This window comes from Bradyrhizobium lablabi, from assembly GCF_900141755.1.
Lineage (GTDB): Bacteria > Pseudomonadota > Alphaproteobacteria > Rhizobiales > Xanthobacteraceae > Bradyrhizobium > Bradyrhizobium lablabi_A.
This window is the reverse complement of record NZ_LT670844.1, coordinates 613,808-626,102: the sequence shown is the minus strand read 5'-3', so window position 1 is coordinate 626,102 and position 12,295 is coordinate 613,808. Positions and strand designations below refer to the sequence as shown.

Below are 12,295 nucleotides of genomic sequence, written 5' to 3'. Positions count from 1 at the left end.
CATTCCTGCCACTCTTTCGCCGGTGGCGGAAGGGAACCGGTCTAACCGGTGCAATGCAACAGGCGATTAAAGGACGGCATCTATCCGGGAGACCAGGATGTCCAGCAGGTCTACACTCGAGAAGAAGGCGATCTACACCCCGCGCATCCACTACGAAAGCGTCGTGTACGACACGCTGCGAATCCTGTGGAGGCACAGGGCTCTCTTTGCCGCGGTTCTCGGCATCGCCTTGGCGGCCCTGTCGGTCGCACTCGTGCTGATCGCGCCACGCTATACCGGCGAAGCAATGATCAAGCTCGATTTCACCCGTGACGAAACTGTTTCGGGTGAGAAAGTCCAGTCGACCGCTGCGGTTGACGCGGCAGCCGTCGTGGATAGCGCGGCCCGCATCGTCCGCTCGCGCGGGACCGCCAGCGCGGTCGTTTCGGTGCTCGGGCTCGACAATGATCCGGCCTATGCGCGCCCGTCGCTTCCGGCGCGGGTGCTGTCGTCCGTTCGGTCGGTTTTCGGGCTGCCCGCGCCGATGCCGCGCGATCTTGCCGTCGCACGCGTCATGAGGCAGATCACCGTGACCAACGATCCGCGGTCCTATTTGATAACGGTCGCGGTCACTGCGTCCGATCCGGAGCGCGCCGCCCGATTGGCGAATTGGGTGGCGTCCGAATATCTGCGCGGACGACTGCGGCAACAGGCCATCGAGGCGTATGCCGTGGCCGAACGAGAAATGACCGCGCTGTCGTCCGTTTTCGGTCCACGCCACCCGAGCTATCTCAACGGATCGGCCAAACTCGCACGTCTGAAAGCAGCGTTGGCCGCTGCGCGGGAAGGGGTGGTGGCCGAGGAACGAGAGGCGGTGGTGGCGCCGGACATGGTCAGGTTCGCTGACGGCCAATTGCTGCTGCCAGCGGAGCCCGTCATGGTGCCGTCCGGGCCAAATGTCGCGCTGCTCTTCGCGTTGACGACCGTTGCCGCATTGGCGGTCGGAATCCTGCTTTCCTTGCTCGCCGAACGAGGCTTGCTCTGGTGGTCCGTTCCCCTCCCTGCAGTCCACTGGACGTGGTCGCCGGCTCTGCTCGCCGGACGCGGCCTATTCTGGGGGCGGAAATTCGGTCCGATGATCATGAGGGGGGCGGATCCGGAATCACCTGGCCGATTGCGTCGACTCCCTGCGACAGTTCTCTCGGCGCGAACCGGCAGCAATGTTGTCGAACCCAACTCGGCGACGTTGAAACGCGACGCGGCCGGCGCGGTGCTGGATCCTTGAAGGCTTAGATCTGATTGGCCATCGCCCGTGGGTCGCTCCTCGAATCAAGAAGGGGCTGGTGCTGTTCGATCCGCCCCAAAAACCAGATTGTGGATGATCCGCTCATAGCATGTAGGAGAGCCCACGCAGAAGGGAACACTATCCAACAAGAGCGGTAGCATGTGCACGACGACGCATAGTTACCTCCTATGTATCATTGTCCTTGCCACCACCTTCTGGCCCATTTGCGACCATATTGCTTAAGAAGAATTGGCCGAGTTGGAAGATGGTCCGCGGCAGTCGCCGCCGTCAAGAGCAGGCGTGTCGTTGGTGTCGAATGAGGAGGGCGCGACGTGAGGAGGTCGTATCCGTTATTTGAGGCTGCTAAGCATGATGGTCCCAGAGTCACGCGTCGCCGATTGAATGTCCGCACGGCTCGGCCTCGCCAGATCCCGTTTGTTGCAAGATTCCGCGAATGCACCGATGGCCGCGGACGATCCAGGCCGGCCGCGACAAGGCCACGCTTGACCCGGAGTACGCCATTGGTCGCGTCCACTTCCCGTGTACCGCGCGATACGGACAAAACGCCGCGCCGGAACAGCGTTGTTATTGGCGATCGCAATCCCGTGTTCCTGTGCGGCCTGGCGAGCGTATTGCAGACCGAGGACGATTTCGTCGTCGTGGCGAGTTGCCAGGACGAAACGGAATGCGTTGAGGCCATACGCAGTCATTCCCCGAGCTTGGCGCTGCTCGACATGTCCTTGGCGGACTTGAGCGGACTTCCCGTTCTCGCGGTGGTCAGGACGGAAGCGCTTCCCACGCGAGTGGTCTTCCTATCATCATCGGCCACCGACCCGGCGACAGCATTCTCCATGGGCGCCAGCGGCGTCCTACCCAAGGATGGCACGCCGCAGTCGCTAGTACGGTGGTTGCGACAGATCATGTCCGGGCAGCAACTCGTGCCGCGCGCGGTCCGCAATACCCGCGTGCGCGGCGAGCCCGACGAATCAGTGGTCGCTCTAACAGCTCGCGAAGGGCAGATCATAGAGTTGGTGTCAACCGGGCTTTCAAATCGGGAAGTCGGGAAGCGGCTCCACATTTCAGAAGGAACCATCAAGGTCCACCTGCATCATATTTTCCAGAAGCTCTCGATTCGCAACCGGACGGTGCTTGCCAATATCGGGCGTATGCGTCCCGCGGATTCGAGGTGAAAACTTCATCGCCGGAAACGCAAATCAACACTGGATCGACGGTGTGCCTCTATTCATTGGGATCGGTGCGATGAAAGAGCGCCGAACCGCCGACTATTTGCGGAGCCGGATCCTGCCCTCAGTCTTTAACTTGCCGATGAAGTGGTCGGTGCGAGGCACCTGCAACTGAATTGTTTCGTGGTCGATCACACCGAGTGGTACCGGCGGGTCGATCCGCTTGATTTCGGGGATTTCCCCCACGGGGTTTGGCAGCCGCTTGTTCACATCGGAGGTTGATAGCGGGGACTTGTTGTTTGCCGTTCGTGCCAACCATCCGTTGTTCATCCCCCAAATCGCCGCCTGTGTCCGGTTCTGGACCCGGATCTTGCGAAGGATCGCCTTGACGTGGACCTTTACGGTGGCCTCGGCGATATCGATCTTTCGCGCGATGCATTTGTTGGAGTCGCCTTCAATCAGGCAGCCGAGAATTGATTTTTCCCGTGGGGAAAGCTGCGGCGCGGGCGTGTCCCCGTCCGTGACGAGGATCGCCTGGTTGTTTTCGTCGCGTGTCATTGCCGCTGCGAAGTGGTCGCTTTCCAGATCGAGAACGAATGACAGAAAAGCCGGCGGGAAAATTGTCTCACCCATCATCACCAGCTCCAAGGATTTGATGAATGCATCGCACGTCATGACGTCGACGAAATAGCCGTTGGCACCTGCCCGAAATGCTGAAACCAGGTCATCCAGCCGATAGTGATCGGCCACGATCGCAATGCGCCCGCCCGGGTGCTGATCCCTGAAAAGTTCGATCTGTTCGACCGCGGCGTCAAAATCATCGCCGGTATGGACAATGAGAAACAGCGGTTGGTGCAGTTGGAGTTTGCTCTGGAGCAAATTATCGGCGGATAATACCGAGGCCAGGATCCGAAAATTTGCTGGACGTAAGATTCTGGCAAGCCCCTCTCTAAGTAAAATGTGTTTCCCAACGAGTACGGTCGCAAAAGACCTTCGCCGCGACATAATGACCTCCAGCCCTGTACGCATATCGCCTCTGGGGCCATCGAACTGCGGCCCTCTCGTTTTGGTGTTAGCGACTCCTTCTTCGGTGGAAGTCTTGGTATCGAATATCTGACTTCTTCAGTCGGTGGCGCCCTCCATCCTCAGAGGAAATGTCTCGTGGTCAAATTCCGAAAGCCTCACACTTGTGTCCCGTGAAGCTTTTATGAATGTTAGATTCGAATGCACGATATCCCTATATATCTTTGGTTATAGGCGCGCGGCGCAAGTTCGGACGGAATGTCGTGAGTAACGGTTGGCGCGGTAGATAATCACAACAACAAGGCGTGCGCTGTGAAGCCTCATCTCTGAGCGAGTTGTGTGTGAGAAGCTACCAAGCATTGTAAAAATGATCGCGCCGCGGAGGGCATTCTCGACCAAACCGATTCAGATTTTTTGGATTGTTTCGTCTCTCCAGATTTGTGCTGGATAGGTCCTGATGTCTCACTGGCGAACAGACACAACTCCCTCCCAACTGGGTCACTTGTTTTTTTGCTGCGTTGCGGTATGATGATGCCAAGAAGCTCAAAAAAATAGTGACTCTGCGGGAGGTTAGGAGGAACTTTGCGTTGGCGCGTGGGGTTCAAGTTAGGGGGGCAGGCTAAGGACCGCCTATGCGTTGTACCAGCGTGGTGATAGCGGATCGTCATCCCGTGGTTCTGCAAGGTTTGACGAACGTACTCGGGGCAGAGAGCAGCTTCAAAATTGTTGCGAGCTGCAGTGACGGTACGGACTGCATCGAAGCGATTCGACGTTTGGTCCCGGACATTGCCGTCCTCGACATTTCGATGCCTGGTCTGACCGGGCTGGAAATCCTAGCCATCGCTAACTCCGAGAATCTTCCCACCCGGTTGGTTTTCTTCACCACATCTATTGAAGATCGCGAACTGGTGATGTCGGCCGCAGCCGGAGCCTACGGGGTCATTCCGAAGGATGCGACGCCCGAATTTCTGTTGCAGTCCCTGCGCCAGGTCGCGGATGGCCAGAGGCTGCTGCCGCTACCTTCCTCCGACTCTGCCGTATCTCGGGATCGAGCGAACATCGCGATTGCGGAGAACGTGCTGACGGTGCTGACGGACCGTGAGCGTCAGATCATGCGTCTGGTATCTAAGGGATTGTCGAACAAGGAAATTGGGCGCCGGTTGAATATTGCCGACGGCACCATCAAGGTGCATCTCCATCACATCTATCAGAAGCTTGAAATCAGCAACCGGACAGTGCTCGCGGCGCTCGCTCTTTCGCAAAATGAGACCGCCGGCCGACTTGCCGAAAGTCAAGTTCCTCGGATTCGCGAGACCGGGCAACGATGACTTAGATGAGCGGGGGTGGTCCATCTTTCCCGGAGAGGAATAAAACACCAGGCTGGCACCGTTGCCAAACCAGCGGTTGCCTCAACACGAACGCATGTCTTATCAATCGATGTGTGTAAGGCGATTTATTTTCGATAGACCGCCATCAAGCGTCTGTTCGCTCTGGGCTCGAGGTGCCGCCGAGTAATAGATGCGACGTCGCTGTTTCATGGCCCACACTCCATCTTTGCTAAAGGATTAGTGTGTTGCGCTGACCAGTTGAACCCGCCGCGCAAAGCGGACATTGAGGCCTTGTGTAATGTCTGATCAGCTTACCTTTCTGCCTTTATTGTCCCTGCTCAATCCGACGCGTCGCACGCGCGCTCTTGAAGGCTTTCCCGACGCCGGCAGCACCGCGCCGCTTCCTCCATCCTGGCGTTGACGATCGAGCTCGTGGGGGTTGCTTCCGTCAGAAGCCCGCCGCCATCTCGACCAACTGACGGTGCGCGGCCTCGCGGGCGGAGCGCGCCGGCTCGGCCGGGCCGGCGGTCGGCCCGATCAGCGCGAAACGAACGTCGCTGACGCCGATAAAGCGCAATGCCTCGCGCAAATAGGGCGTCGCCATATCGATCCGCCCGCGATTCATGCCGGTGACATAATCGCTTCCGCTCGCCAGGATCACGATCGTGGGCCTGTTCTTCAAAAGCGGAAAGTAGCCGTGAGCCGGATCGAAGCGGAAGGTGAGCCCGGGCTGCACGATCAGATCGAACCATTGCTTCAGCTTGTAAGGGATACCGAAATTCCACATCGGCGTCGAAATCAAAACCCGGTCGGCGAGCGCGAACCGCATCGCCATGCGCTCGAGCTCGGCGAACGCGTTGCGCTGGGCGTCGGAGAATGCGCGCCCGCTCAGGCGCGCGTATTTGGCTTCCAGCGCGTCGCCGTCGAACTCCGGCAGCCTTTCGCGCCAGATGTCCATGACGTCGATGTCCCAATTCGGCCGCGCCTCGCGGAATCGCGTCACGAACGCCTCAGCGCCGGCCGAGGATTCGGAGGCCGCGCGTGGCGAACAGCGCAGGTGGAACAGTTTCGGCACGCCTCTTAGCCTTTCTCGCGTCGCCTTGCGCGTTCACCCGATCGCCCTGATCACCGCGTCCGCGTTGGTGACGATGGCAACGTTCTGCATCGCGTAATTGATCGAGGCATTGTGCCACTCGGCGTTCATGGTCGAACAGCAATCCTCGGGCACAATCATAAAATAGCCCTTGTCGGCACCGGTGCGCGCGGTGTGCTCGATCGACATGTTGGTCCAGGCGCCGGTATCGATCAGCATGTCGCGGCCGGTCGCCTTCAGGATGGTTTCCAGCCTGGAGCCTTCCCAGGCGCTCATCCGCATCTTCTCGACGATGAAATCGCCCGGACGAGGCTCGAGCCCCGCCACCGGCGCCGCACCCCAGGAGCCGCGCACCAGCGCCTTGGAATCGGCGAGGCCCTCGAACAAGGGCGCGTTCAGCGTCAGGCCCGGCGCGCCGGGTTCGACGATGAACCAGACGTGGATCACGGCGACGCCGCGGGCGCGGGCCGCGTCGGCAAGCCGGCGCACATTGTCGACGACGCGCTGCGCGCGCGCATGCGCCGGCGCGCCCGAATCCGCGAAAGCGCCGCCCTCCATGATGACGTCGTTCTGCAGATCCTGGATGATCAGCGCACAGCGCGTGGGGTCGAGCTGCAGGCCCTCGGCCTTGAGCTGCGGTGCAGGCGCCGAAGATGCCGTCGCGGCTGCGCCTCCCCTTGAGGTCATGTAAGGCTCGCTGCGCGGCCCGACCTTGGTCGTGACCGTATAGACCGAGTGCGTCGCGGTCATGAATAGCGTCCGGAAATCGGCGCCGCCCCAACTGAGATTGGCGACCAGTTCCGGCACGCGAACCTTGCCCAACAGGTCGCCATTCGCCGCATAGACCCATACGCCGCCCGGCGCGGTCACCCAGACATTGCCGAGCTGATCGCATTTCATGCCGTCGGGCAGGCCGGGCTCGAGTTCGGAGCGGATACCGCTGGCGAAGACGCGGGCATTGGAAAGCGAACGGTCAGGGGCGACGTCGAAAACCCGGATCAGCGCCTGCACGGTGTCGTTGACATAGAGCCGCTTTTCGTCTGGCGAGAAGCAGAGGCCGTTCGGCTGCTCGAACAAATAGCGGTCGACCAATAGCTGCGGCGCGCCGCCACCGGGCGGCACGCGATAGACACCCTGGAAGCCGAGCTGGCGCGGCCGCTCGACGCCATAGACCGGCATACGACCGTACCAGGGGTCGGAGAAATAGATCGCGCCGCTCGAATGCACGCAGACGTCGTTCGGGCTGTTGAGTTCCTGGTTCTCGAAATGCGAAGCGAGCACCTCGCGACGGCCGTCGGGACGCTCGCGGACCAGCGACGACGTCGTGTGCTCGCAGACGATCAAACTGAGGTCGGCGTCATAAGTCATGCCGTTGCATTTGTTCGACGGACGCTTGACCTCGACGACGCCGCGCGTCGAGTCCCAGCGGCGGCGAACATCAGCGGGCATATCCGAAAACAGCAGATAATGACCTACCGGATGCCAAATCGGCCCCTCGGTGAACGTGAAGCCGGACCCGAGCTGGCCAACGGACGCATAGGGATCGATCAGGTTTTCGAATTCGGGGCGCAGCGTGGCGTGGGTCATGGGTGATGCCTTCGCGTCGCGTCAGGCCGGAAACCAGCTGCGCTTGGGCAGCGACTGCACGATCGGGCCGGGCACCTGGTCCTGCAACCGCCCGACGACTTGGCCGCCTTCGATCCGGCAGGGACGGTCGTGCACCGGCAGCAGAAAGCGCGAACTGTTGACGAGCTTCTTGATGGCCGCCTTTTCCGCGCGCTTTGACGTGCCGTGGTTGCCGGTGGTGCGTGGTTCGGCATCGTGGATCTCGCGAAAAGGCTCCACGAGTTGATCGTTGATGTCGTAGAGTACGTCGCCGCAGATCGTCGCGATGCCGTCTGCGGTGTGCACGTGAATATTCATCGATCCTTCGGTGTGGGCGTTCGCCGCCTCGCAGTAGACGCCCGGGATTAATTCGACCGCGCCGGTGACCTCGAGATCGAGGAAACGCAGCGCGCTCTTGGTATGCAGCCGATCGATCAGGTGCTTGATGTCGGGCGCCGGATATTGCGGGTGCATCAGGCCGGAGACGGAATATTCGAGCTCCTTGCGGTTGACGACCACGGTGGTGTTCATCGGAAACAAATCGTCCTTGCCGGCATGGTCGATGTGCAGATGGGTGTGGCAAACGAAGCGGACGTCGCCCATCCGCACGGCGTGCCGCGCGAGCTGGTTCTCGATCATGTTCTCATGAAACTGCAGCCCGCGCATGCCGAGCGTTTCCATGATCTGATTGGAACGGTAACCGGTGTCGATGACGATCGGGTAGCTGCCGCCGGTAATGAGAAAGCCCAGCGTCAGCACGCGGCGCGTGCGCCCACAGTCGCGGCCGAGCACGAGGAAACTCGATTCCAGTTCGATGTCTCCATAGTCGAGTATCTTGATTTCCAACGCCATGTTTTGCCTCCCATTTCCTCTGTTTGTTTTCCGCGCGCAGGATTTAAGGCGCGAGACGATATACCCGCATGGCCGTGTCGCGCATGATTGCGTCGCGGTGTTTCAGGTTTGTTTTGGTTGCGTCGAGATAAGCCTCGACAAGGTCGCGGTAATTGGTCCACAGCTTCTCGATCGGAAAATTCGAGCCGAACAGGCAGCGATCCGGCCCGAACAGCGCCACCGTATCGGCAACGATGCCGGCAATGTGTGCGGGATCGTTGCGGTGAATGAACGTGCCGAGCCCGGAAAGCTTTGAGACGACGTTCGGACACGACGCCAGCCGCGCCATGCCGGAGCGCCAGGCCGCGCGGCCGGCAGGGGACAGGTCCTCCAGCATTCCGGCGTGCTGCAGCACGAAGGTGACGTCCGGACAGGCTTCGGCAAGGCCGGCCGCGCCCGCCATCTGCGGTGCGAATACCTGGAGGTCAAAACTCCAGCCGTAGTCGGCGAGCCGCGCGACGTTGCGGCGGATGGTGGGGTCCGCGCACATATCGGCGCACGCGGCAAAACGATAGAGCGGGTTGTCATGCCAGTGCACCTGCATCCGCGCGCCACGCATCAGCGAGTAGCGCTTGAGCCGGTCGAGCTGCGGGCGCACGTCATCAGCGGCGAAATCCGCATAGGCGACGATCGCGTGCGGCCAGCCGGTCTCCTCGGCGGTGCGCTGCACCCACGCGGCCTCATCCTCGAACGCCTCCTTCGCCCAATTGGTTTGGACATAGACCGACTTGCCGACGCCATTGCCGGCGAGGTCGTCGAGGTATTCGCTCATTGGATAGTCGCGACGGATCGCTTCATAAGGCCCGAAAATGCGCGGCTGCATCGGCCCGACCAGCCAGGGCAGATCGGCCTGGCGCCAGATGTGATGATGGGCGTCGACGATGCCGGTCACGCGGCTCTCCTTTGTCGGAGCGAAAGCACATGGGCGACCACCGCCGCGTTCGATCCGCCATCAGCCATGTCGTCGACGAAGCGGTGGATGGCGATCAGCGCCTCGGTCTGCGGCACGAAGCGGGCGCCTGTCGCGAGCGGCGTCAGCCAGCTCAGCCGCCAGGCCCGCCGCGACAATTTGGCGACCGCATCGCGTAAGGCCGAGAGGTCACCGCGCTCCAGCCCGTCGGACAGGACCACGACCGCGGCGCCGCGGGCGTAGCTGCCAAAGCGCGGCACGGCGAGAAACGCCTGCAGCGCGTCGCCGATCCGGGTGCCGCCGTCCCAGTCGCTGACGAGATGGGCTGCGGCCGCCAGCGCCTGCTCGCGCCGCTTGAGCCGCAGCGCGCGCGTCAAATGCGTCAGACGCGTGCCAAAGGTAAAAACTTCGATATTCGGCGTCGCCTGCATCAGCGTATGCGCAAGCCGGAGATTATCCTCGGAGCGCGCTTTCATCGAACCGGATACGTCGATCAGTAGCAGCATCTTGCGCGGCCGTGCCCGCCGCTTCAGCCGCCCGAGCCGCATCACCTCGCCGTCGTTGCGCGCTGTCTCGCGCAGGGTTCGCCGTAGATCCGCCCACGGCCCGCGCCGCGCGCGCATCCGTCGATGGCCGCGCCGGCGCGGCAGGCGCGAAGGCGCTTCGCGCGCGAGACGGCGCAGCGCATCGCTCGGTCCGCCCGGAGCGAGGCGGCGCTCCGCCAGGGCCTCCGTGCGTACCGCCATTTCGCCTGATACGTTGGCCTCGTCGGCGAGCAGAGGCTCCTCGTCGCCGCGTCCCTCCTCCTGCAGCCGAACGGTTTCCTCGTCCTCGCCTTCGGCACTCCCTACCTCTTCCCCGCCGAGGAAGTGGATTCGGAACAGCAGATCGTAGGTGGCGCGCCGCTCGGGCGGGGGCGCCAGGGTCGCGAGCCCCGCTTGCCTTATGTCCTCAGGGTCACGCGGCCCGAGCAGGGCGATCGCTTCCAGGAACGCAGTGGTCTGCTCCGGCGCAATCGCAAATCCGTTGACGCGCAACAGCGCCACGAAGGAGACGAAGGCGCGCGCGGCGCGGGGTAGTGGCAGCACTTCGCTCACGCGGCCGCCTCCGCGATCAGCGCGTCGAGCCGCGACGAGATGAAGGCGAGGTCCTCCTCGTCCTTGAGCGCGACGCCGATTGAGCGCTTGAACGCATCCGGCCAGCGCGCGCCGCCCTTGTTGAGCAATGTCGCCGCCTCCGCCCAATCGACCGCTTCGGCGATGCCGGGCGCCTTGCTCAGCGGCTCACGCCGTAATTTGCCAACGGCGGCGACCACCGCGCGCGCGGTCGCCTCGGCGACGCTGGAGGCGCGCAACATCACTATTCTCGCCTCGCGCTCGGCGCTCGGGTAATCGATCCAGTGATAGACGCAGCGTCTACGCAGCGCCTCATGCAGGTCGCGCGTGCGGTTGGAGGTCAGCACCACGACCGGCCGCGCGGCCGCCCGAATGGTGCCGCGCTCGGGGATCGAAATCTGGAAGTCCGAGAGGAATTCGAGCAGGAAGGCCTCGAACTCCTGATCCGAGCGATCGATCTCGTCGATCAACAGCACCGTCGAATCCGGCGCGCGCAGCGCCGCCAGCATCGGCCGCTCGATCAGGAAGGTCTCGCCATAGATGTCGATGGTCTCGTCGCCGGCCTGGCGGATCGCCAGCATCTGCCGCGGGTAGTTCCACTCATAGAGCGCGGCGGAGGCATCGATGCCCTCGTAGCATTGCAGGCGTATTAGCCGGCGGCCGAGTGTTGCGGCGATCGCCTTCGCCGCTTCGGTCTTGCCGACGCCGGGGGACCCTTCGAGCAGCAGCGGCTTGCCCAATGCGAGCGCGAGATAGGCCGCGGTCGCGATGCCCTGGTCGGCGAGATAATAGGCCGCGCGCAGCGCCTTCTCCAGCGCCTCCGGGCTGTCGATGCCGGCGATGGTGGCGCGAACCACCATCAGCGCCGCGCCTGCGGCCGCGCGCCGCCCTGCGCTCTAATGGCGCGCAGGACTTTCTCGGGCGTGATCGGCAGATCGTCAACGCGCACGCCGACGGCGTTGAAGATCGCGTTGGCGACCGCCGGCAATATCGGATTGGCGCACATCTCGCCCGGGCCCTTGGCGCCGAACGGGCCATCCGCCGCCGGGCGTTCCAGTACCGCGATGTCATGCGGGCAGACGTCGCCCGGACCCGGCATCAGATATTCGACAAAGTCACGCGGGCCGTGGCCGGGATCGGGATAATAAGGCTCCGTCGTCTCGAACAGCGCGTGGCTGACGCCCATCCAGGCGCCGCCGACGAGTTGCTGTTCGACGAGGCGCGGATTGAGCGCGCGCCCGAGTTCGTAGGCGCTGTCCATCCGCACCATCGCCACGTCACCGGTCTCGTCGTCGACCTCGACCTCGGCGACCATGCAGGCATGCGCATAACAGGTCGCCGGCGACATTTCGCCGGTCTCGGGATCGACGGCGGAGAGCGGCACCAGGAAGATGCCGCGTCCGGAAATGGTCTTGCCCTGCCTGAACTGCGCGGCGATGGCGACGTCCTTGGTCGAGATCGACCGGTGCGGCGCGCCCTTGACGTGAATGTTGCCGCGTCCATCGGTTTCGAGGTCGGCGGCGTTGACCTCGAGCTCTTCGGCCGCCGCCTCCATCATCACCCCGCGCGCCTCCTTTGCAGCCGCCATCACCGCGTTGCCGACGCGATGGGTGCCGCGCGAGGCAAAGCTGCCCATGCAATGCGGGCCGGTGTCGGAATCGGCGGTGTCGACATAGACGTCCTCGACCGGCACGCCGAGCGTCTCGGCGCAGATTTGCCGGGTCACCGATTTCATGCCTTGACCGAGATCGATCGAAGACAATGACACCGTGAACTTGCCGCTCGGGTTGGAATGCACCAGCGCCTGGCTCGGATCGCCGCCGAGATTCATGCCGATGGGATAATTGATCGACGCGATGCCGCGTCCGCGATATCTCGCCAT

The 12,295-nt window shown here is 62.6% G+C and carries 11 protein-coding genes; 3 read left to right on the top strand and 8 right to left on the bottom strand.

Annotated elements, in window-relative coordinates; genetic code table 11:
• Positions 1-97 precede the first annotated feature (97 nt).
• Together B5526_RS02970 and B5526_RS02965 are read left to right on the top strand one after the other, a co-directional pair.
• A complete protein-coding gene (locus B5526_RS02970) occupies positions 98-1,264 on the top strand; it encodes a hypothetical protein (RefSeq protein ID WP_079536739.1) in 1,167 nt (388 codons plus the stop codon).
• Between the two features lie 521 nt (positions 1,265-1,785).
• Positions 1,786-2,454, top strand: coding sequence for a LuxR C-terminal-related transcriptional regulator (locus B5526_RS02965; RefSeq protein WP_172841954.1), 669 nt, complete (start codon positions 1,786-1,788; stop codon positions 2,452-2,454).
• Between the two features lie 93 nt (positions 2,455-2,547).
• On the opposite strand, the gene B5526_RS02960 is transcribed toward B5526_RS02965, so the two are convergent.
• Positions 2,548-3,477, bottom strand: coding sequence for a LuxR C-terminal-related transcriptional regulator (locus B5526_RS02960; RefSeq protein WP_244562184.1), 930 nt, complete (start codon positions 3,475-3,477; stop codon positions 2,548-2,550).
• A gap of 626 nt (positions 3,478-4,103) precedes the next feature.
• Between B5526_RS02960 and B5526_RS02955 the strand changes: the two genes are divergently transcribed.
• On the top strand, positions 4,104-4,799 hold the full coding sequence (locus tag B5526_RS02955) for a LuxR C-terminal-related transcriptional regulator (protein ID WP_079536734.1): 696 nt from the start codon (positions 4,104-4,106) through the stop codon (positions 4,797-4,799).
• 448 nt (positions 4,800-5,247) lie between these two features.
• Here the strand turns inward: B5526_RS02955 and B5526_RS02950 are convergent, their stop codons facing one another.
• The 7 genes from B5526_RS02950 to B5526_RS02920 are packed head-to-tail and all read right to left on the bottom strand — an operon-like array spanning position 5,248 to position 12,295.
• The gene (locus B5526_RS02950; protein WP_079536733.1) at positions 5,248-5,874 is read right to left on the bottom strand and encodes an FMN-dependent NADH-azoreductase; all 627 of its coding nucleotides are present in this window, start codon (positions 5,872-5,874) and stop codon (positions 5,248-5,250) included.
• A 33-nt stretch (positions 5,875-5,907) separates the two neighbouring features.
• Positions 5,908-7,479: an isochorismatase family protein gene (locus B5526_RS02945; RefSeq protein ID WP_079536731.1), complete on the bottom strand. Its 1,572-nt coding sequence runs from the start codon at positions 7,477-7,479 to the stop codon at positions 5,908-5,910.
• A gap of 21 nt (positions 7,480-7,500) precedes the next feature.
• Entirely contained in the window at positions 7,501-8,349 is an 849-nt protein-coding gene (locus tag B5526_RS02940) for an MBL fold metallo-hydrolase (RefSeq protein ID WP_079536730.1), read from the bottom strand.
• A 43-nt stretch (positions 8,350-8,392) separates the two neighbouring features.
• Positions 8,393-9,280 (bottom strand): amidohydrolase family protein, encoded by an 888-nt coding sequence (locus tag B5526_RS02935; RefSeq protein ID WP_079536728.1) that lies wholly within the window; start codon positions 9,278-9,280, stop codon positions 8,393-8,395.
• The gene (locus B5526_RS02930; RefSeq protein WP_079536727.1) at positions 9,277-10,395 is read right to left on the bottom strand and encodes a vWA domain-containing protein; all 1,119 of its coding nucleotides are present in this window, start codon (positions 10,393-10,395) and stop codon (positions 9,277-9,279) included. The genes B5526_RS02935 and B5526_RS02930 overlap by 4 nt, the downstream gene beginning before the upstream one ends.
• Positions 10,392-11,273 (bottom strand): AAA family ATPase, encoded by an 882-nt coding sequence (locus B5526_RS02925; RefSeq protein ID WP_079536725.1) that lies wholly within the window; start codon positions 11,271-11,273, stop codon positions 10,392-10,394. Before B5526_RS02925 ends, B5526_RS02930 begins: the two co-directional genes overlap by 4 nt.
• Positions 11,273-12,295 carry a xanthine dehydrogenase family protein molybdopterin-binding subunit gene (locus B5526_RS02920; protein ID WP_079536723.1) on the bottom strand — a complete coding sequence of 341 codons (1,023 nt, stop codon included), beginning with the start codon at positions 12,293-12,295 and terminating at the stop codon, positions 11,273-11,275. Before B5526_RS02920 ends, B5526_RS02925 begins: the two co-directional genes overlap by 1 nt.

Excerpts from the sequence above, each read along its gene's own strand:
- B5526_RS02970 (WP_079536739.1), top strand. The coding sequence starts at position 98 with ATGTCCAGCAGGTCTACACTCGAGAAGAAGGCGATCTACACCCCGCGC.
- B5526_RS02960 (WP_244562184.1), bottom strand. The coding sequence starts at position 3,477 with ATGCGTACAGGGCTGGAGGTCATTATGTCGCGGCGAAGGTCTTTTGCG.
- B5526_RS02955 (WP_079536734.1), top strand. The coding sequence starts at position 4,104 with ATGCGTTGTACCAGCGTGGTGATAGCGGATCGTCATCCCGTGGTTCTG.
- B5526_RS02945 (WP_079536731.1), bottom strand. The coding sequence starts at position 7,479 with ATGACCCACGCCACGCTGCGCCCCGAATTCGAAAACCTGATCGATCCC.
- B5526_RS02940 (WP_079536730.1), bottom strand. The coding sequence starts at position 8,349 with ATGGCGTTGGAAATCAAGATACTCGACTATGGAGACATCGAACTGGAA.
- B5526_RS02925 (WP_079536725.1), bottom strand. The coding sequence starts at position 11,273 with ATGGTGGTTCGCGCCACCATCGCCGGCATCGACAGCCCGGAGGCGCTG.
- B5526_RS02920 (WP_079536723.1), bottom strand. The coding sequence starts at position 12,295 with ATGGCGAGATATCGCGGACGCGGCATCGCGTCGATCAATTATCCCATC.